Raw genomic sequence first — 19,127 nt, forward strand, 5'->3', positions numbered from 1 at the left:
AACTTAAATAAGGAAATAGTAAAATGTATGTATATCTTGCAATCTCGTTGGAAGCGGTTGCAAAACATGTATATACAAGTTATAATAAAATCAATGCATGTATAGACAAGTAGAGGAGAGATATTAATGTTGAAAAAACTATTTGGAAAAAAAGAAGTTATTAAAGAAGAAACAATCTTAGCTCCACTTACTGGCTCGGTCGTTCAGATCGAGGAGGTACCGGACCCTGTATTCTCTCAAAGAATGCTAGGGGATGGGATTGCGATTATGCCTACAGATGGCACTGTAGTAGCCCCGTTTGAAGCGGAAATTGTTCAAGTATTCCCTACAAAACACGCAATTGGTCTACGTGGGAAGTCTGGTCTTGAGGTTTTGATTCATATTGGATTGGAAACGGTTGCCTTAAATGGAGAAGGATTTGAAACATTTGTACAACAAGGAGATAAAGTTTCGGCAGGGGATAAACTCGTCAAGTTCGACATGGACTATGTTAATGAAAATGCAAACAGTCTTGTTACGCCAATTACATTAACTAATGGTGAAGTCGTAGAAAACTTTACAGTCACCGAGGAATCATCCGTTGTTGCCGGTGAAACAACATTAATACGCGTAAAAATAAAATAAACGGTTGGGGGAATTAGAATGGAGTACTCGAAAGAAGCCAAACAGATAATCGAAGCTGTTGGTGGTAAAGATAATATTGCAGCCGTTACACATTGTGTAACAAGACTGCGATTTGCATTAAATGATGAGTCAAAAGTAGACGCAGGAGCATTGAGCGACTTGAAAATTGTCAAGGGGACCTTCTCGGCGAACGGACAATATCAAGTGGTTATCGGTCAAGGAACAGTCGATAAAGTATTTGCGGCAATGAATAAAGAAAGCGGGATAGGCGAATCATCAAAAGAAGAAGTGAAAGAGGCTGCTTCTAAAAAACAAAATCCATTGCAACGGGCTATCAAAACGTTAGCGGATATATTCATCCCGATTTTACCGGCCATTGTTACAGCTGGTTTATTAATGGGAATCAACAACATTCTCACGAATCCAGGGATATTCTATAAAACACAATCTATTATTGATGTCCATGAGCAATGGGTCGGCGTAGCGGATATGATTAATATTATCGCGAATACGGCCTTCGTCTTTTTACCTGCCTTAATCGGTTGGTCGGCGGTTAAACGGTTTGGCGGAAGTGAAATATTAGGCGTTGTGTTAGGGCTGATTTTAGTCCATCCTGACTTACTGAATGCGTGGGCTTACGGTGAAGCGCTAGCTGGAGAAGGCATTCCGACATGGAATTTATTCGGTTTAGAAATTAATAAAATCGGTTATCAAGGTCAGGTATTACCTGTATTATTTGCATCTTGGATACTCGCTAAGTTGGAAATCGGGCTTAGAAAACGAGTTATTGATTCATTGCAATTATTGGTTGTTGCACCAATCGCGTTACTTGTAACAGGTGTTTTAACATTTATTATTATTGGTCCGATCACATTCGTTATTGGTAATTTTATTACAGATGGCTTAGTAGCAATCTTTGATTCATATGCGTTAATTGGTGGATTAGTATACGGAGCAATTTATGCACCTTTAGTTATTACGGGCATGCATCATACATTCCTAGCAGTAGATTTACAGTTAATCGGTAGCACAGGGGCGACGTTCTTATGGCCGATTCTAGCTTTATCAAATATCGCGCAAGGATCTGCGGCGTTTGCGATGATGCTCGCAACAAGAGATGAAAGATTACGCGGATTATCTGGAACATCTGGAATTTCCGCATGGCTCGGTATTACAGAACCAGCGATGTTCGGCGTCAACTTGCGATATAGATATCCATTTATTGCGGCTATCATCGGTTCATCAATTGCTGCGGCATTTATAACATTCCAGAAAGTCCTTGCCACTTCCATTGGCGTTGGCGGGGTCCCTGGAATATTCTCGATAATTCCGAGCGGTTGGGTTTCATTCATCATCGGAATGGTCATTGTTATCATCGTTCCATTTGTCATAACATTTGTGATTGCAAAACGGAAGAAAGACTAATTATACAACTAGATTACTGAGGTGCTTGTTAAATGAATAACACATGGTGGAAAGAGACGGTAGTTTATCAAATTTATCCTAAAAGTTTTATGGATACAACGGGAAGCGGAACAGGTGATATTAAAGGAATCACAACAAAATTAGATTATCTGAAAGAATTAGGCGTGGATGTTATTTGGTTAACACCGGTTTACCAATCTCCACAAAATGACAATGGCTATGATATCAGCGATTATTATTCCATAGATGAGTCATTCGGTACCATGGAAGACTTTGAAGAGTTGCTCGAAGAGACCCATAATCGCGGCATGAAACTAATTATGGATCTTGTGATTAATCACACATCAACAGAACATGAATGGTTTAAAAAATCCGCTAGCTCCAAGGACAGTGAATACCGAGACTTCTATATTTGGAAAGACCCTGTTGACGGAAAAGAACCGAATAACTGGCAGTCCAAATTTGGTGGATCTGCCTGGGGGTATGATGAAAACACAGAACAATATTATTTACACCTATTTGACAAAACGCAAGCCGATTTGAATTGGGAAAATGAAACAGTCCGTAAAAAGCTTTATGAAATGATTCAATTCTGGGCAGATAAAGGTATCGACGGTTTCCGTCTGGACGTTATCAATTTGGTTTCCAAAAATCAAGAATTCCCGAATGATGATATTGGTGATGGACGCAGGTTCTATACGGATGGACCTAAAATTCATCAGTATTTACATGAAATGAATGAGGCAGTTCTTTCACCTAATCAGCTCATGACTGTAGGCGAGATGTCTTCGACAACGCTCGAGAGTTGTATCCTGTATACGCAAGAAGAACGAAAAGAATTAGACATGACATTCCAATTCCACCATTTGAAAGTGGACTATCCTGAAGGAGAGAAATGGACAAAAGCGCCATTTGATTTTATTCAACTTAAGGAAATTCTTGCGCATTGGCAAGTCGGGATGCATGAAGGAAATGGTTGGAATGCGCTGTTTTGGTGCAACCATGACCAACCACGTATTGTGTCAAGACTAGGCGATGATCAGAAATATCACGCTGAATCAGCAAAAATGCTTGCAACAACCATCCATATGATGAATGGAACGCCTTATATTTATCAAGGTGAAGAAATCGGCATGACGAACCCTAATTTCAACGACATTAGTGATTATCGTGATGTTGAATCATTAAATGCCTATGAGATAATGAAAAACGATGGTAAATCAGAACAAGAAATCATCGGAATCTTGCAGCAAAAATCTCGTGATAATGCAAGAACACCAATGCAGTGGTCAACGGAGAAAAACGCTGGATTTACTACAGAAACACCGTGGATAGAAGTTGCGAACAACTATCCAGAAATAAATGCTGAAAAAGCATTATCAGAACCAGACTCAATCTTTAACCACTATAAAGAATTGATAGCGCTGAGAAAGCAGTATCCGATAATTGTCCACGGCGACTTTAAAATGCTTTTGGAAGATCATCAAAGCGTGTTTGCCTATACAAGAAATTGGGGAAATGAAACCGTTCTTGTCGTAAATAACTTTTACGGTGAAGAAGTAACAGTCGGCTTTGATTTAAACGTCTCCGAAGAAGTTGAAATACTGAATTCAAATTACAAGGATTCCGAGCGTAATCTGGATGAATTGACATTGAGACCTTATGAATCAGTTGTGTATTACGTTAGATAATGAGGTTGTAAAATGAAAAAATATTTAGCTATTTATCACGACTTGGTCGATAAAACGAAAAGTAACTATTGGGGGGATGCAGAAATGCTTCCTTCCGAAAATAGTTTAACAGAGAAATATGATGTATCTCGCGAAACCATTCGAAAAGCGTTGGATTTGCTTGCGCAAAACGGCTATATTCAAAAAGTTCGCGGTAAAGGTTCAGTTATTCTCAATGTAAATAAATTCGACTTTCCCGTTTCTGGAATCGTAAGTTTTAAAGAGCTTGCAACAAACTTGCAAATTGAGACAAATACGATCGTAAATGAGTTGTCTCTGGTGGAGGCGGATGAAAAACTACAAGTGAAATTAGATCTAGTTCCAAAAGAATTAGTATGGAAAGTAGCCCGCATCCGTGAAATAGCAGGTGAAAAAGTAATCTTGGATAAAGATTATTTTAATAAAAGCATCGTTCCTGTATTAACAAAGGGAGTTTGTGAAGATTCTATTTATGAATACTTGGAAAATAAGTTGAACTTAACAATCAGTTATGCACAAAAAGAAATTACAGTTGAAGAACCGACAAAAGAGGATCGGGACCTACTGGATTTAGACGGTCATTCAAATATCGTCATTATTAAAAGCATGGTATTTTTGGATGATACGACTTTATTTCAATATACCGAATCTCGCCACCGTCCTGATAAATTTCAATTTGTAGATTTTGCACGTAGAACGCGGAATTAGAAAAAGTCCATTTCGTCAATTTACTTTCAATTGATGGAATGGACTTTTATGTTCTTAACCGGCTTGAAATACTTTCGCGAGTTCGTTGGTCATTTGTGATTTTTCTTGTTCACCTGAACTATTCCAGAGTTTTTCAAAAAAGACTCCAAGTCCAGGTAACAAGTGTTCTTCGCCTCGCTTGATGGCATCTTCGACAACTCCGCGAATATCTTCAGCTGAGTTGTTTGTCATGTTTGCTGTGATTGCATCTCTAATTTGAAAATCCATAGCATCAGCCTCCCGATATCATTTTGTACACATTTATCGCCAATTATACGGTCATTTGATACACTGAAAAGAAAAAGGTGGATATATATTTATGAAGCGCATTGAATCAATCCAAAACTCACTTGTGAAACATTGGAAAAAACTTGTTTTAACAAGGAAAGAACGAGATAAATCGAAAGAATTTCTAGTTGAAGGGTTTCATCTTGTTGAAGAAGCATTAAAAGTGGAAAATACGGTTCTTTCATTGATTGTTCGTGAAGGCGTAGTAATTCCGGATAATTGGAATACTGATAAAGTAGAGATAGTGGAAGTCAATCAAGCAGTAGCAAAAGAGATTGCGGAAACCGAACAATCGCAAGGTATTTTCGCATATTGCCGTCAACCGGAATATGATGAAGAAATGTATTCTTCTTGGACAAAGTTACTGTTAATCGATTCTGTGCAGGATCCGGGGAATGTCGGAACGATGATTCGGACAGCAGATGCGGCAGGAATGGATGCAGTTATTCTTGGTTCAGGAACCGCAGATCCATATAATCCCAAAACTGTGCGTGCTGCGCAAGGATCTAACTTCAACATTCCAGTTGTAAGAGGGGATCTTGTGCAGTGGATTCAAAACTTGAAAGATGAAGGAATTCGAGTCTTGGGAACTGGGCTGACGAATGCATCGAATTATTCGGATGTTGAGATGGATTCTAAGTTTGCACTTATTATGGGAAATGAAGGAAGTGGAGTCAGTCCTGATTTATTAGCATTGACTGATAAAGTTGTGAAAATACCTTTGTACGGGAAAGCTGAATCGTTGAATGTTGCTGTTGCGACGGGGATACTTTTGTATGCTTATAGTATGAAGTAAGTAATAGCTAATAGGGAATAGTTGAAAAGTTCATTATGCAAGTGATTATTATCTTGTTGAACTGTTGATTACCGTTTTATCGATTGGATATCAGTTTTATGTGAGCAGATGGTCCTGACTTGCAAGCAAATTCATTTTAGTGCAAGCAAAACATCCACAACTGCAAGCAAAACCATCCAAACGTGTTTTATGAAGGATATGTTGTTGAATAACCTCAGCCATTCGGGTATACTTAAAGATAATTGAAATAAAAAAAGCTTTGATTGGGAAAAGTAAATGATTGATGAACCAAAAGGGAGTTTGCGCCTTGATTGAAAGCGCAGATAGGTTTTGTTTGTTTATGTTCACCCCATGAGCTGCCGCCGGGACTAGAGAAATCTATAAAGGCGTGCCGGCACCGGACCGTTAACCGATTTGAGAGATCATACGGATTTATGTATCGTATGGTAATCAGGGTGGTACCGCGAAATTACGTCCTCGTCCCTTTTATAGGGGCGGGGATTTTTTGCATCTAGTTTATGGGCGCCAGACGCTCGAGGTCACAAGTCGATCCCGCTAGGGAGGGATTGAACTTCATCCCTCTTGGGCAAAACGCACCGCACTGCGGGCTCGACTTGTGCTTGTCGCGTCTAAGCGGACGCCCAACACTTTTGCTGAATTTGAAAGGAGCATGAAAAATGGAACAACAGTTGAATGAATTAAAAGAACAAGCACTAGCTAAAATTCAAGAAGCGACGAATGTGAAAGAATTAAATGAGGTCCGTGTTGCTTATTTAGGAAGAAAAGGACCGATTACAGATGCTTTGAAAGGTATGGGGAAATTACCAGCCGAGGAACGTCCTAAAATGGGTGCGCTCGTGAACGTCATTCGCGCTTCTGTGACTGAAGTTCTCGAAGAACGCATGGCTAAACTTGAAGAAGATGCGATTAACGAACAACTTGCAAAGGAATCTATCGATGTTACATTACCAGGTAGACCTGCACGTACTGGAAATCACCATCCGTTGACACGCGTGGTCGAGGAAATAGAAGATTTCTTCATCAGCATGGGTTACGAAGTTGCGGAAGGGCCTGAAGTTGAGAAAGATTATTATAACTTCGAAGCACTTAATTTGCCGAAAGGCCATCCAGCGCGTGATATGCAGGATTCGTTTTATATTTCAGAGGACATTCTCCTTCGCACGCATACATCACCTGTTCAAGCACGCACGATGGAAGCAAAAGGCGGTGCGCCGATTAAAATTATTTGCCCGGGGAAAGTATACCGTCGTGACAGCGATGACGCGACACACTCTCACCAGTTCACGCAAATTGAAGGACTTGTCATCGGCGATGATATTCGAATGAGTGATTTAAAAGGTACGCTTTCTTTATTCGCAAAGAAAATGTTCGGAGATGATCGTGAAATTCGTTTACGCCCAAGTTTCTTCCCGTTCACGGAACCGTCTGTTGAAATGGATATTTCTTGTTTCAAATGCGGCGGCGACGGCTGTAACGTCTGTAAAAAGACAGGGTGGATTGAAATTTTAGGTGCTGGAATGGTGCATCCGAATGTGTTGGAGATGGCAGGCTATGATCCGTCTGTTGTTACTGGTTTTGCATTTGGAATGGGACCTGAGCGAATTGCAATGTTGAAATACGGTGTGGAAGATATTCGTCATTTCTATACGAATGACGTTCGTTTTGTATCGCAATTTCACCGGACAGAAGCATAAGGAGGAAAATACATGTTAGTTTCTACAGAATGGCTAAAAGATTATATTAATATAGATGGAATTCCCGCTCCTGAATTGGCGGAAAGTATTACACGATCAGGAATTGAAGTAGATGCGATAATTGAACGTTCAAAGGGCATGACGAATGTTGTGGTAGGACATGTGCTGGAATGTGTTCAACACCCTGATGCTGATAAACTGAACGTCTGTCAAGTTGATATCGGTATGGAAACGACTCAAATCGTCTGCGGCGCATCGAACATTGCTGAAGGGCAAAAAGTGATTGTCGCAAGACCAGGAGCAGTGTTACCAGGCGGATTCGAGATTAAACAAGCTAAACTCCGCGGAGAAGAGTCAAATGGAATGATTTGCTCGCTGCAAGAGCTTGGTATAGAAGGAAGACTTGTCCCGAAAGAATATGCAGAAGGGATTTATGTTCTTCCGGAAGACGCGGTTGTTGGATCAAACGCGCTTAAAATACTCGAGTTAGACGATACAGTTCTCGAATTTGATTTAACACCGAATCGTTCGGATGCGCTAAGCATGTTAGGTGTCGCTTATGAAGTAGGGGCGATATTATCACAAGAAGTGAAACTACCGGAAATTACTTATGAAGAATCAACTGAAAAAGCGGAAGACTTGCTTAAACTAAGCATCGACGCGAAAGAAGAAAATCCGATGTATGTTGCGAAAGTTGTCAAAAACGTTAAAATTGCGGCGTCTCCATTATGGTTGCAAAATCGTTTAATGGCTTCTGGCATTCGTCCGCATAATAATGTTGTAGACATTACGAACTTTATACTACTTGAATACGGTCAACCACTTCACGCGTTCGATTATGATCGACTTGAGACAGGTGAAATAGTCGTTCGACTTGCAGAAGAAGGCGAGAAAATTACGACGCTTGATGAAGCCGAGCGCACTTTAAAATCGCATCAATTAGTCATCACGAACGGTTCAGAACCGGTTGCGATCGCAGGTGTGATGGGCGGAGCAAATTCTGAAGTTCACGATACTACGACAACGGTTGTTATCGAGTCTGCATATTTTACGCCGGCTACTGTACGCAGAACGTCTAAGGAACATGGTCTCCATAGTGATGCAAGTACACGTTTTGAAAAGGGTGTGGACCCGGAGCGAGTTGTCGCCGCTGCAGAACGTGCAGCACAACTTATCGCTGAAATTGCGGATGGGGAAGTGCTTGAAGGTTCTGTCATGATTGATGAACTCGACAAAACACCGGTTCAAATAACGATATCACCAGATTACATTAACAGCCGACTTGGCATGAAAATTTCATTGGAAGAAATGCTTTCAATATTGGGGAGATTGAAGTTTCCAACCGAAGCGATTAATGGAAAACTAGTAATTAATGCGCCTACTCGAAGACAAGATATCCGTATTAAAGAAGATATCATTGAAGAAATTGCGAGAATGTACGGATATGACAATATCCCATTGACACTTCCAATTACTGAATCTAACCCAGGCGGACTAACGCCTTATCAGCAAAAACGCAGAACTGTAAAAGCATTTCTTGAAGGCGCGGGTTTATATGAAACATTAACCTATTCATTAACTTCAGCGAAAGAAGCACAAACCTATGCACTTGAAACAGCACCGGTTACGAACTTGCTGATGCCGATTAGTGAAGAACGAAGCACGCTTCGTCAAAGTATCATTCCACATTTACTTGAAGTAGCGACCTATAACGTAGCCCGTCGTAACGAATCTGTAGGGTTTTATGAGATCAGTTCAGTATTCCTTGATGAAGAGGAAGATGGTCTTCCAAAGGAAACGGCTCATGTTGCCGCGGTCATCACTGGCAACTGGGTGGACCATGCTTGGCAAGCAGATACGAAAAAAGTTGATTTCTTCGTATTGAAAGGGATTGTCGAAGGACTGATGGATAGTCTGGGAATTATTGACGGATTAACATTCGAACAGGCAGTTCTGGAAGGCATGCACCCTGGAAGAACAGCAAATATTTATCACGACAATAAACGCATTGGTTTCATCGGTCAAGTTCATCCGACGGAACAAAATAAGCGTGACTTGAAAGAGACTTATGTCTTAGAAATGAATCTTGATAAAATCCTTTCTATCGAGACGGATGCATTACTTTATGTACCTGTTCCACGCCACCCGTCCATCTCACGAGACATCGCACTAGTTGTTTCGAGTGATACATCGGCTGGCGTACTTGAAGACGTCATTCGACGCGCAGGAGGCAAATTGTTAACTGGCGTTAAGTTGTTTGACCTGTACGAAGGCGAAAATGTCGAAGCCGGCAAGAAATCAGTCGCATTCTCTTTGAAGTATCAAGACCCAGAAAGAACATTAACAGACGAAGAAGTTGTCAAGGCGCATGAAAAAGTATTGGCTGCTTTGACGAGTGAAGCCGGGGCACAGCTTCGCGGATAATATTTTAAAATAAAAACTAACCGATCCCATTCATTGCGAAATGGATTGGTTAGTTTTTTGAATTAATAAGTTTCCAAACCAGAACCTCCCAATGTTGGCTTTTTGATATGTTGCCAATTCGGAGGAAGTTCATAGGTTTCTATATGCTGAAATTTATCGAGTTTTACGGAACCTGATGATATATAAAAAGTTAAATGATCTTTACCAACTGCGATGTGTGGACCAACGACTGGCGTAACTTCAATCGTAATTAAAAATTCGAAAGAACGATATTCGCCAATTCTTTTCATGTTTATTATGTTTATTTGATAAGGATAAACTGTAGGGCGTTCATTAAGATAATCCGTGTAATATTCCCAAACCACCTGATCAATAGTCGGAGACAATAATGAGAAAAATAAGTCCATTACAAGTTCTTCTGTAGACTTTTCAGCTGGTTGATAATAATCTTGTTTGGCATGAGTGGGTATCGCAGTCAAGAATGTTAACATTAAAATGGCGGGAATAATAATTAGTTTTCTCAAGTACACACCAACTTTCATTTTTTACTTTGTTCAAAAACGAATGATTTATACTCGGATTTTTCATCTATTAATCAGTAGTAGATGGTTGTTTTGCAATGATGGAGGGAATTATGAAATACGAAATGATATTATTTGACGTTGATGATACGTTATTCGATTTTGGTAAGTCGGAAAAGCTTGCCTTGTACAAAACTTTTACAGAGTTTGGATTACCAACAGGCTTGGTTGATTATGAAGTTGATTACCAAGAAATCAGCAAAGTGTTATGGAGAGACTTGGAACAAGGACTTATCACGATAACTGATTTGGGAATAGAAAGATTTAAGAGATTGTTTCTTTCAAATGAACTAGATATTGATGCAGAAGTATTTAGCCGTGCTTATCTCGAAAATTTGGGTAATAAAACACATCTCGTAGAGGGAGCTGTAGAATTATGTGACAATCTTTCAGCCTATCGGATGGCGATTATAACAAATGGTTTTACAGAAGTGCAGAAATCAAGAATTGAAGGTTCTCCTTTATGCAATATGTTTGAGCATATGATAGTTTCTGAAGAGGTTGGATATCAGAAGCCTGAAAAGGAAATTTTCGATCACACGTTTTCTAAGCTACAACTTACGAATAGCGCCAAAGTGTTGATAGTGGGGGATTCTTTGACTTCAGATATACAAGGCGGTATTAACTACGGAATTGACACTTGCTGGTTTAATCCACATCTGAAAGAAAACAATCTGGAAATTGCGCCGACTTATGAAATCCGTAAGTTGACGGATCTATTAAAAATCATCAATTGAAAGCGTAAGTGAGTGGGTATTGGTTGAGAAACAAGTCCAGTTACTGCATAATAGGATGTTCAAATCTTTAAGAATAGAGGGCACGTGCAAATGAAAATTCGTACAGAAGTGAATATAAATTCAGAGAAACAAAGCAATAAACTAGAGAATCTAGGTCGACTATTAGTGAAATGTCCAGACAAACCAGGAATTGTATCGGTATTGTCGACATTTTTACATAATCAACATGCAAATATTGTTGAATCCAGCCAGTATTCAAGTGATCCAGAGAATGGAACCTTTTTTATACGAATTGAGTTTCATTGTGAAAATCTATTGGAGAAAGCCACACAGATTGAGAAGGATTTTGAGGGAATTGCGGACCAACATTCAATGGATTTCCAATTTACCTATGCGAATGAACGACAACGTTCAGCTATTTTTGTTTCAAAGGAACCGCATTGTTTAGTAGAACTTTTATGGGAATGGCAAAATGGCGACTTAGATACAGATATTGTTGTTGTCATTAGTAACCATGAAGAAGCACGAGATATGGTGGAAGCGTTGGGCATTCCATTTCATTATATTCCGGCAAACAAAGATATACGGAAACAAGTCGAGGCTGAACAAATTCGTTTAATGGAAGAATATAATGTTGACTTACTTATTCTTGCGCGCTATATGCAGATATTGACGCCAGATTTTGTGAGTCGTTTTGAGAATAGAATTATTAATATTCACCATTCTTTCCTTCCAGCATTTATCGGTGCAGGGCCATATGAACGTGCATATGACCGTGGTGTAAAACTGATTGGCGCGACGTCTCACTATGTGACGAATGATCTTGATGAAGGTCCAATTATTGAGCAGGATGTAGAACGGGTGGATCATCGTGATCATGTCATTGACTTGAAAAAGATTGGCCGTCAAATCGAGCGTCGCGTTCTTGTGAAAGCTGTAAAATGGCATCTTGAAAATCGAATTATTGTTGAGAATAACAAAACGATTGTGTTTCATTAATAAAAGCTTTAAAACATCAACATCATTACAATTCATAATTGTATAAGATGTTGATGTTTTATTATCATATAGTAGTACGCATAGCGGGGAAGTGAATTGTTTGAATAGAATACCCATGTTGCAAATGGCGTTGGCAATGGCGATTTTTGGTTCAATCGGTTTTTTCACCATACAGACGGGAATACCAGCAGTGGAATTAGTTTTTGTGCGGTGCATTTTTGCGACAATTTTTTTAGGCGCAATCTGGTTAATCTCCGGTCTCCATAAGGTCGAAGTTTGGCAAAAGCGGGAGGTCGTGCAAACGATTGTATGTGGCATCTTTTTAGTTTTAAATTGGGTATTTTTATTCAAAGCATTTGAAATTATGTCGATTACCATCACGATTACACTGTATAATTTAGCGCCAATTTTTGTCATTATGATAGGTGGTTTGTTTTTAAAAGAGAAGTTGACAGTGACGTCAATATTGGCAATTGTCACTTGTTTCGTGGGCAGTGTATTTATAATTGGCATTCATAATTTCAATTCGTTAACTGAATTTGTAAGTTCTGGATTCGGTTGGGCAATCCTCTCTGCGATTTGCTTTGCAATGACGATGCTGATTGGCAAAGGGATTACAAGCCTTAGTGCGTACGCGATGACATTTGTACAAACATCTATCGGGATTCTTATGCTATTTCCGTTTATGAACTTCAGTGTTTTCATTGGGTTAAGCGATTCGAATTGGTTCTACATAATTGGCACGGGCTTGATACATACCGGATTTGTATATTATTTATTTTTCAATAGCCTGCGCAAGTTATCGACTGTCGTCATTTCAGCATTGGTGTTTGTAGATCCAGTCGTAGCAATTATTCTAGACACGATACTCTTGGATTTTAAACCTACATACTTACAAGCGATTGGCATCCTGCTCATTTTCGGCGGGATTGTTTATACAATTGTTCAGCAAGAGAAAGATGTTTTTCAAGAGCGATAAATGCAGCTACACAAGCAACTAACGAGGATGGGTTTTATGAATAAAGAAAAATTATGGACAAAGGAATTTATATCAATATCAGTTGTGAACTTTTTTCTGATGTTATCGATGTATTTATTATTAGTGACTATGGCAACATACGCGACAGAAGAATATCAAGCTTCTTCAAGCACTGCTGGCTTAGTTGCAAGTATTTTCATATTAGGTGCGTTAACCGGTAGATTTTTCGCTGGAAAACAAATGGAGAAACTGGGAAGCAGAAAAATATTATTGGGTGGCACCCTGTTTTTTATCATTGTGACATTATTTTATTTCCTCCCAACCAATGTTTACGGTTTAATCGCGATTCGTTTTTTCCATGGGATAGGGATTGGGTTTGCGACTACAGCTACCGGAACAATCGCGGCACACGTAATTCCTTCTACCAGAAGTGGTGAAGGGATAGGTTATTTTAGTCTAAGTGCAGTTCTATCTACAGCCATTGGACCGTTAATCGGGATTGCATTAATTAACTCTATCGGATATTCAAGTATTTTTGTTTTTACTTTGGCAATGGGAATTGTTAGTTTCGTCATTGGGCTCCCGATTAAAGCGCCTCAAATTAAGTATAAAACAAGTTCTGATAACAAAGGATTTAAGTTGTCCAATTACTTTGAACCAAAGGCTATGCCAATCGCAATTGTCATGTTAGTGGGTGCTTTTGCTTATTCCGGAATTCTTTCGTTTATTACGGCGTATGCGAAGGAATTAAACTTAGTTCAAGCTGGCGGCTTTTATTTCTTTGTTTACGCGATTATCATGTTAGTTTCTCGTCCATTTACGGGTAAGTTACTGGATTTGAAAGGCGGAAACAGTGTTATTTACCCGGGTTTGGTATTATTCGCCATAGGAATGTTCGTACTTAGCCAGGCTCAATCTAGCATCATCTTTTTAGTTGCCGCTGCAATCATCGGATTAGGTTATGGTAATTTTCAATCAAGTACACAAGCAATTGCGATCAAACTGACACCACCACATAGAATGGGATTAGCAAACTCGACTTATTTCATTTTCTTAGAACTTGGTTTGGGATTAGGTCCTTTCATACTGGGATATTTAGTTCCTTTAATTGGTTATAGTGGGTTGTATTTGTCCATGGTTGCCTTGATAGTACTAATGATTCCGATATACTATCTTTTACACGGAAAGAAAGATAAGGAACTTATGTTTATGGAATAAATCGATATGTTAAGAAGAGGGACGCCAACGAATCGGTCGTCCCTCTTTTTTTTGCGTTTATAACAAACAATTTACAGAAAGTTTAAAATTTACCGCGATGATTCTGATTAAGTCTGATACAATATAGAGAAATTCTTTTGAATCAATAAATCGAGGGGGGAAATGAGTGATTATTAAAGATCCGATTCAATTACATGAAAGAATCTTTTTGATTGATGGCTTTGATTTAGGTGTACCGGAACGAACTGGGACATATGTTATCGCTGAGAAAGCATTGACATTGGTTGATACTGGACCGAGCCCGTCAGTGAAACATGTGAAAAAGGGGTTGGAAAAACTTGGCTATTCGTTGGAAGAAGTAAAATATATTATTGTGACGCATATCCATCTCGATCACGCAGGTGGGGCAGGTTTACTTCTTGAGGAATGCCCGAATGCTAAAGTTGTTGTCCACCCAAGGGGCGCTAGGCACTTGACCGATCCTACTAGATTGGTAGCAGGTGCTAAGATGGTGTACGGGGAAAAGTTTTCTGAACTATTCGAGCCAGTTGTGGCAATCCCAGAAGGGCGTCTTCTTATTAAAGAAGACGGTCAGAATTTAGAAATTGGGCCAACTTGTAAAGTAAGATTTTTGGATACGCCAGGTCATGCAAAGCACCATTTTAGTATTTATGATCCAGTTAGCAACGGTATGTTTACTGGAGATACTGTGGGGATTCGTTATGAACAATTGATCCGCGATGGTGTCGATTTGTTTTTACCATCCACTTCGCCAAATCAATTTAATCCAGATGCAATGCGACAACAGATTGATCGAATGCTTATGCTTGATCTTGATTTTATTTACTTTGGTCATTTTGGCATGACAAGAAATCCGAACATAGCTCTTCATCAAGTAGCTGAGTGGCTCGATGTATTTATGGAAGAAGCCGAAAAGATTGGTGAAGCGAGCAATTGTCACGAAATACTTACGGGACGATTATTGGACAGAGCACGAAATCATCTTAGGGGAAAAAATGTACCTGATGACCATGACGTGTATGGTTTAATTGAACTGGATATGCAAGTGAGTGCGATGGGCATACTAGATTATTTAGGGAAATAAAATACAACAGAATTTACTTTAGCCAAATCTCTTTTCATTTCTAGCTCGAGCACGTTCGGCTTCAATTTCTCGATTACGTGGGGCAGCGTTTGTGATTAATGAGTTGAGTAATAGTTTTGTTGAAGAAGCGATTTCTTCAATTGCGCGATTATAAGCGTCCTCGTTTGCTTTCGAAGGTTTATTAAATCCGGAAACCTTTCTAACATATTGGAGGGATGCCGCATAGATTTCATCTTCGCTAGCTGAGGGTTCAAAGTTATACAATGTTCTAATGTTTCGGCACATAGTGTACACCACTTTCGTCATCGTTATTTTTTGATTGTAACATAATCTTGTATGGACAGACTAAAATTCGATATGGAGGTTGGTAATGGGGAATGGACTAGTAGTACTCATGGTTTTTGCAATATTAGCATTATCACCGTTAAGCGGTTTGGCGATTATTTTTGCGATTTTTTATATGATCTATGAAAGGCGTAAAGAGAAAACTGGTAATTCAGTTTTTAAATTTCAGTGGGAAAAAACGAAGGGAGATATTCGGAAGTATTGGTGGCTAGTTTTGTTACCACTAGCATTAGGTATGGGTCAAATACTATTTGCTCATTTTGCAATGCCAACTTTTAATGAACACGTGATGGCCAGGGTTGCGCCGATGTTGCAGATTGGTACTATAATCATACTGATTCCGCAGCTATTGATACTGGCTTTTGGTGAAGAGCTGGCATTTCGTGGTTTCGCACAGGAAAAACTATCAAATATAATGAATCCTAGAATTGCTATCCTTATCGTTTCATTTCTCTTCGCAGTTGGACATCTTTCCAATGGGCCAGTAGTTGTCGTTATGTATGATATTGGCTTTATTTTTATAAATAGTATTCTATATGGCATATTATTTGTAAAAACGAAAAATATTTATATCACAACACTCGCTCATTTTCTTGCAAATGTTGCAGGCGTTTATATTTTCGCCATTCTATAATTCATTATGAAAGTAAGCCGTCAGAAGGTCCTGGCGGCTTATTTTTAATGTGTTGGTAGATTTAATCGAAGAATATTGGATTAATAAAAGGAGAACACGTTTTGGCGAAGAATAAGAAAGAGTATAGAAAGTATTTCATATGCCCATAAACTAGTTTATAATCGGCAATACTTGGCTTGAAGATTAAGTGCACTAATATGTTCATTCGGAGGAAGATAACCATTAAAAAATTCATAATTTCATTCGCTGTAATTCTCATTCTAGGAGGAGTCGTTGCAGGCGGCAATTGGTATTTGAAAAAAGACATTAAAAATGAAAAAGTTGTAGCAAGTGAGGAAGAGATTGCGAAAGGAAATTCGACTCATTCAAAAAAGATATCAGGCGCTCAAACTGAATTACTTATCACGCATGCATCTCCTCAATCAGAAGTCATGGCCGTCATGCATCAAATGACACACCAGAAAATCCGGGCCAATGAAAAATGGGGTGCCATTCCGATGATTCAAGAAAATATTAATGTTGTTTACGATATTATTGAATCCAACGACTTCAAGAAAAAAGATGTGCTTCTTCCGATTATTATTAGGTGGAAGGATGGAAACTTTAATCAGGTAGACAAAGACCACAACGCGATTTGGAAACTGCAAGGTGGATCAATCGGGAAGGCTTACGGAATTATGTCAGCGGAAGAGGAAAGATGGTTTATCATTAAAAACTTTAAAGAAGACGTGCTGACCGTTTGGTTAGAGGAGAATAAATAAAAAAACGATTCGGGCTGGTACAAAAATTAAATTCAACACATAAAAAGAGTCCAAATTCATTTGAATTGGACTCTTTTTTGCTTATACACCAACCTTTTTACATAAAAATAGAAAAAGACCGTACGACTAAAAACATACTTACTAGTCCAAATGCCGTGGCTCCCACTATCCACCAGATAACGGGTTTATTTGAAATCTGTTTACCCACCATACTTTCCTCGTTTTCTCTTATTAAAGCTACCTTCCTTTCCATACCTTTTGCCGTAGAAGCAAAAACAACAAATCCGATCACGATGAAACTAACTGTTAACCAAAAGAACAAATCCATTTTTTCACCCCCATTTATAAGATTTCCAATTCCCCCTGAAGCAAGTCTTTAGCTATTTGTCTCGTTCTGATCTTTTTATTGGACACCTTTCATAACGGTGAAACCAATCGAAGCATTCATATTGAATTTTTGATCATCGGTCGCTACAGATGGATCTATAGTATCAAACTGGGCTGACCCATTCATAATATACTCACCTTCTGGGCACCCCTTTTCAATGATTGTCTGGACAAACTGCCGATATTCTACCGTATCATCATCACTGTATCCACCAGCAAAAGCGTATTTTTCCCGATAAGGTTCATCCTTTAATAACTTTGTCATAAGAAGCGGTTCGTTCATCGCATAACCGACTTCAAATTCCCTAGTTCTCTCTTTGAGAGGAAAGTGAAAGGCGGATGCAGCGTGGTATATTTCGATCGATTCTTCATCACCAACATATGTTAGTTCGGCGAAAACAGCCAAATCATCAAATTCATCATAAACATCTTTTTCCGAGAACAAGCGATAAACAAAATCACCTTCTTTCACATTATTCTCTGACGGGGGAAGGGAATCTTTAATATCCGAACTACTACCGTTGTTTGTCGTTCCACAAGCAACTAATATAAAAACAAGTGCAAGCAAACTCATCATTCTTTTCATAAATCAAACCTCCTTACTGATTAGTTCGACTATGAAGGAAAATAGTTACATTCTTTTTTTATTTGCAATTTGTTGTGCTTTTCTCGCGTTCGCAAAATGCCATTTTGTCATGTTTTTCAAAGATTCAGCGCCACTTTTCAGTAAAATACGAGCGGCTACTTCATCAACCCGAGGTCCAGCACCTTTAGGTAAGGTAACGCCTGCGAAGGTACTAAGTCGATCCATTTCTTCTAGAAATGCGACACGTGCAATGATAGAGGCAGCTGCGACTGATAAATGGAGTCCTTCCGCTTTTGTCGACAACAACACATTTTCACGAATAATTTCGGGTTCTAATTTCAAATAATTATAATAGACACCACGCTCGGCAAATTGATCAATTAATATATAATCAGGTTTTTCTCCATTCATTTTTCGAAGAACATGTTTCAATGCTTGGTTATGGAGGAGCGCTTTAATTTTACCTTGAGAATTTCCTTGTTCTTGTATTTCATTATATTTCACATTTCCAAGGGTAAGAACACTATGAATAAGTGTCGCTTGTAAATCAGGGGCGATTTTTCGCATTAAATCATCCGTTAATTGCTTGGAATCTTTTACGCCAAGTTCACGAACGAGTTCAATTTGATCCGCCCGAACATAGCAAGCAGCAACTGTAACGGGTCCGAAAAAGTCGCCCGTGCCTGTTTCGTCAGATCCTACAACAGAGAGTTCGGCAAAATTAGCAGGCAACTTATCTCCTTTGGAAGTGGTAGTTGTTTTTTTGGCAGCAGTGAGAGGGCCCCATCGTGCCGCCTCTCGATCAGCACCCGCGCCTTGAAACAATACTTTTCCGGATTTATACGCAGTGATTGCAGTATCAGAGATTTTCGCAGCAAAGATAACGCCAGGCGCATTGCGTGTAATTTTCGAGGTAGCATAATGATTCATAACCTTCTTCATATCTTCGTTACTAATAAGAATTACTTGATTACCCATATAATTTCTTCTTCCTTTCGTCGACTTAATTCACAAATAAACGCATTTCATGGTATGATTAGAAACAGAGTTTCTCAGGGGGTGTCCAG

The 19,127-nt window shown here is 39.1% G+C and carries 20 protein-coding genes and 1 other annotated feature; of the genes, 14 read left to right on the forward strand and 6 right to left on the reverse strand.

Features of this window, described 5'->3' with window-relative positions; genetic code table 11:
* Nucleotides 1-126 precede the first annotated feature (126 nt).
* The 4 genes from J4G36_RS03490 to treR are packed head-to-tail and all read left to right on the forward strand — an operon-like array spanning nt 127 to nt 4,466.
* Nucleotides 127-624, forward strand: coding sequence for a PTS sugar transporter subunit IIA (locus J4G36_RS03490; RefSeq protein ID WP_210468693.1), 498 nt, complete (start codon nt 127-129; stop codon nt 622-624).
* A gap of 18 nt (nt 625-642) precedes the next feature.
* On the forward strand, nt 643-2,049 hold the full coding sequence (gene treP, locus J4G36_RS03495; RefSeq protein ID WP_210468694.1) for a PTS system trehalose-specific EIIBC component: 1,407 nt from the start codon (nt 643-645) through the stop codon (nt 2,047-2,049).
* Between the two features lie 32 nt (nt 2,050-2,081).
* Nucleotides 2,082-3,740 (forward strand): alpha,alpha-phosphotrehalase, encoded by a 1,659-nt coding sequence (gene treC, locus J4G36_RS03500; RefSeq protein ID WP_210468695.1) that lies wholly within the window; start codon nt 2,082-2,084, stop codon nt 3,738-3,740.
* 12 nt (nt 3,741-3,752) lie between these two features.
* Nucleotides 3,753-4,466: a trehalose operon repressor gene (gene treR, locus J4G36_RS03505; protein ID WP_210468696.1), complete on the forward strand. Its 714-nt coding sequence runs from the start codon at nt 3,753-3,755 to the stop codon at nt 4,464-4,466.
* Between the two features lie 54 nt (nt 4,467-4,520).
* On the opposite strand, the gene sspI is transcribed toward treR, so the two are convergent.
* Nucleotides 4,521-4,733, reverse strand: a complete 213-nt coding sequence (gene sspI / locus J4G36_RS03510; RefSeq protein WP_210468697.1) for a small acid-soluble spore protein SspI — start codon at nt 4,731-4,733, stop codon at nt 4,521-4,523.
* A 91-nt stretch (nt 4,734-4,824) separates the two neighbouring features.
* Between sspI and J4G36_RS03515 the strand changes: the two genes are divergently transcribed.
* The 3 genes from J4G36_RS03515 (at nt 4,825) to pheT (ending at nt 9,728) form a co-directional block, all read left to right on the forward strand.
* Nucleotides 4,825-5,589, forward strand: coding sequence for a TrmH family RNA methyltransferase (locus J4G36_RS03515; protein WP_210468698.1), 765 nt, complete (start codon nt 4,825-4,827; stop codon nt 5,587-5,589).
* A gap of 250 nt (nt 5,590-5,839) precedes the next feature.
* Nucleotides 5,840-6,077 (forward strand) — a binding site (T-box leader).
* 189 nt (nt 6,078-6,266) lie between these two features.
* Entirely contained in the window at nt 6,267-7,304 is a 1,038-nt protein-coding gene (pheS, locus tag J4G36_RS03520; RefSeq protein WP_210468699.1) for a phenylalanine--tRNA ligase subunit alpha, read from the forward strand.
* A 12-nt stretch (nt 7,305-7,316) separates the two neighbouring features.
* On the forward strand, nt 7,317-9,728 hold the full coding sequence (gene pheT, locus J4G36_RS03525; protein ID WP_210468700.1) for a phenylalanine--tRNA ligase subunit beta: 2,412 nt from the start codon (nt 7,317-7,319) through the stop codon (nt 9,726-9,728).
* A 62-nt stretch (nt 9,729-9,790) separates the two neighbouring features.
* Here pheT and J4G36_RS03530 read toward each other — a convergent pair whose 3' ends face one another.
* A complete protein-coding gene (locus tag J4G36_RS03530) occupies nt 9,791-10,270 on the reverse strand; it encodes a DUF3888 domain-containing protein (RefSeq protein WP_210468701.1) in 480 nt (159 codons plus the stop codon).
* A gap of 92 nt (nt 10,271-10,362) precedes the next feature.
* Between J4G36_RS03530 and J4G36_RS03535 the strand changes: the two genes are divergently transcribed.
* The 5 genes from J4G36_RS03535 to J4G36_RS03555 all read left to right on the forward strand — a co-directional run bounded on the left by J4G36_RS03535 (nt 10,363) and on the right by J4G36_RS03555 (nt 15,347).
* Complete coding sequence (locus J4G36_RS03535; RefSeq protein WP_210468702.1) at nt 10,363-11,046, forward strand: YjjG family noncanonical pyrimidine nucleotidase; 684 nt, start codon at nt 10,363-10,365, stop codon at nt 11,044-11,046.
* 90 nt (nt 11,047-11,136) lie between these two features.
* Nucleotides 11,137-12,045 carry a formyltetrahydrofolate deformylase gene (gene purU, locus J4G36_RS03540; protein WP_210468703.1) on the forward strand — a complete coding sequence of 303 codons (909 nt, stop codon included), beginning with the start codon at nt 11,137-11,139 and terminating at the stop codon, nt 12,043-12,045.
* Nucleotides 12,046-12,160: 115 nt separating this feature from the next.
* Nucleotides 12,161-13,024 (forward strand): DMT family transporter, encoded by an 864-nt coding sequence (locus tag J4G36_RS03545; protein WP_210470402.1) that lies wholly within the window; start codon nt 12,161-12,163, stop codon nt 13,022-13,024.
* A 36-nt stretch (nt 13,025-13,060) separates the two neighbouring features.
* The gene (locus tag J4G36_RS03550) at nt 13,061-14,242 is read left to right on the forward strand and encodes an MFS transporter (protein ID WP_210468704.1); all 1,182 of its coding nucleotides are present in this window, start codon (nt 13,061-13,063) and stop codon (nt 14,240-14,242) included.
* 166 nt (nt 14,243-14,408) lie between these two features.
* Nucleotides 14,409-15,347, forward strand: coding sequence for an MBL fold metallo-hydrolase (locus tag J4G36_RS03555; protein ID WP_210468705.1), 939 nt, complete (start codon nt 14,409-14,411; stop codon nt 15,345-15,347).
* A gap of 18 nt (nt 15,348-15,365) precedes the next feature.
* Here the strand turns inward: J4G36_RS03555 and J4G36_RS03560 are convergent, their stop codons facing one another.
* Nucleotides 15,366-15,632 (reverse strand): DUF2277 domain-containing protein, encoded by a 267-nt coding sequence (locus J4G36_RS03560; RefSeq protein WP_210468706.1) that lies wholly within the window; start codon nt 15,630-15,632, stop codon nt 15,366-15,368.
* Nucleotides 15,633-15,717: 85 nt separating this feature from the next.
* Here J4G36_RS03560 and J4G36_RS03565 point away from each other — a divergent pair, with 85 nt between their 5' ends.
* Both J4G36_RS03565 and J4G36_RS03570 read left to right on the forward strand, forming a co-directional pair.
* Complete coding sequence (locus tag J4G36_RS03565; protein ID WP_210468707.1) at nt 15,718-16,326, forward strand: CPBP family intramembrane glutamic endopeptidase; 609 nt, start codon at nt 15,718-15,720, stop codon at nt 16,324-16,326.
* A 293-nt stretch (nt 16,327-16,619) separates the two neighbouring features.
* Nucleotides 16,620-17,087, forward strand: coding sequence for a DUF6241 domain-containing protein (locus J4G36_RS03570; protein WP_210468708.1), 468 nt, complete (start codon nt 16,620-16,622; stop codon nt 17,085-17,087).
* Between the two features lie 97 nt (nt 17,088-17,184).
* Here the strand turns inward: J4G36_RS03570 and J4G36_RS03575 are convergent, their stop codons facing one another.
* The 3 genes from J4G36_RS03575 to rnhC all read right to left on the reverse strand — a co-directional run bounded on the left by J4G36_RS03575 (nt 17,185) and on the right by rnhC (nt 19,038).
* On the reverse strand, nt 17,185-17,415 hold the full coding sequence (locus tag J4G36_RS03575; protein ID WP_210468709.1) for a hypothetical protein: 231 nt from the start codon (nt 17,413-17,415) through the stop codon (nt 17,185-17,187).
* A gap of 75 nt (nt 17,416-17,490) precedes the next feature.
* On the reverse strand, nt 17,491-18,060 hold the full coding sequence (locus J4G36_RS03580) for a hypothetical protein (RefSeq protein WP_210468710.1): 570 nt from the start codon (nt 18,058-18,060) through the stop codon (nt 17,491-17,493).
* A gap of 45 nt (nt 18,061-18,105) precedes the next feature.
* Nucleotides 18,106-19,038 carry a ribonuclease HIII gene (rnhC, locus tag J4G36_RS03585; RefSeq protein ID WP_210468711.1) on the reverse strand — a complete coding sequence of 311 codons (933 nt, stop codon included), beginning with the start codon at nt 19,036-19,038 and terminating at the stop codon, nt 18,106-18,108.
* Nucleotides 19,039-19,127: the final 89 nt, after the last annotated feature.

Origin of the sequence: Sporosarcina sp. 6E9 (assembly GCF_017921835.1) — a bacterium.
In the GTDB taxonomy this organism is placed as follows: domain Bacteria; phylum Bacillota; class Bacilli; order Bacillales_A; family Planococcaceae; genus Sporosarcina.

Excerpts from the sequence above, each read along its gene's own strand:
- J4G36_RS03490 (WP_210468693.1), top strand. The coding sequence starts at position 127 with ATGTTGAAAAAACTATTTGGAAAAAAAGAAGTTATTAAAGAAGAAACA.
- treP (WP_210468694.1), top strand. The coding sequence starts at position 643 with ATGGAGTACTCGAAAGAAGCCAAACAGATAATCGAAGCTGTTGGTGGT.
- treC (WP_210468695.1), top strand. The coding sequence starts at position 2,082 with ATGAATAACACATGGTGGAAAGAGACGGTAGTTTATCAAATTTATCCT.
- treR (WP_210468696.1), top strand. The coding sequence starts at position 3,753 with ATGAAAAAATATTTAGCTATTTATCACGACTTGGTCGATAAAACGAAA.
- sspI (WP_210468697.1), bottom strand. The coding sequence starts at position 4,733 with ATGGATTTTCAAATTAGAGATGCAATCACAGCAAACATGACAAACAAC.
- J4G36_RS03515 (WP_210468698.1), top strand. The coding sequence starts at position 4,825 with ATGAAGCGCATTGAATCAATCCAAAACTCACTTGTGAAACATTGGAAA.
- pheS (WP_210468699.1), top strand. The coding sequence starts at position 6,267 with ATGGAACAACAGTTGAATGAATTAAAAGAACAAGCACTAGCTAAAATT.
- pheT (WP_210468700.1), top strand. The coding sequence starts at position 7,317 with ATGTTAGTTTCTACAGAATGGCTAAAAGATTATATTAATATAGATGGA.
- J4G36_RS03530 (WP_210468701.1), bottom strand. The coding sequence starts at position 10,270 with ATGAAAGTTGGTGTGTACTTGAGAAAACTAATTATTATTCCCGCCATT.
- J4G36_RS03535 (WP_210468702.1), top strand. The coding sequence starts at position 10,363 with ATGAAATACGAAATGATATTATTTGACGTTGATGATACGTTATTCGAT.
- purU (WP_210468703.1), top strand. The coding sequence starts at position 11,137 with ATGAAAATTCGTACAGAAGTGAATATAAATTCAGAGAAACAAAGCAAT.
- J4G36_RS03545 (WP_210470402.1), top strand. The coding sequence starts at position 12,161 with ATGTTGCAAATGGCGTTGGCAATGGCGATTTTTGGTTCAATCGGTTTT.
- J4G36_RS03550 (WP_210468704.1), top strand. The coding sequence starts at position 13,061 with ATGAATAAAGAAAAATTATGGACAAAGGAATTTATATCAATATCAGTT.
- J4G36_RS03560 (WP_210468706.1), bottom strand. The coding sequence starts at position 15,632 with ATGTGCCGAAACATTAGAACATTGTATAACTTTGAACCCTCAGCTAGC.
- J4G36_RS03565 (WP_210468707.1), top strand. The coding sequence starts at position 15,718 with ATGGGGAATGGACTAGTAGTACTCATGGTTTTTGCAATATTAGCATTA.
- J4G36_RS03575 (WP_210468709.1), bottom strand. The coding sequence starts at position 17,415 with ATGGATTTGTTCTTTTGGTTAACAGTTAGTTTCATCGTGATCGGATTT.
- J4G36_RS03580 (WP_210468710.1), bottom strand. The coding sequence starts at position 18,060 with ATGAAAAGAATGATGAGTTTGCTTGCACTTGTTTTTATATTAGTTGCT.
- rnhC (WP_210468711.1), bottom strand. The coding sequence starts at position 19,038 with ATGGGTAATCAAGTAATTCTTATTAGTAACGAAGATATGAAGAAGGTT.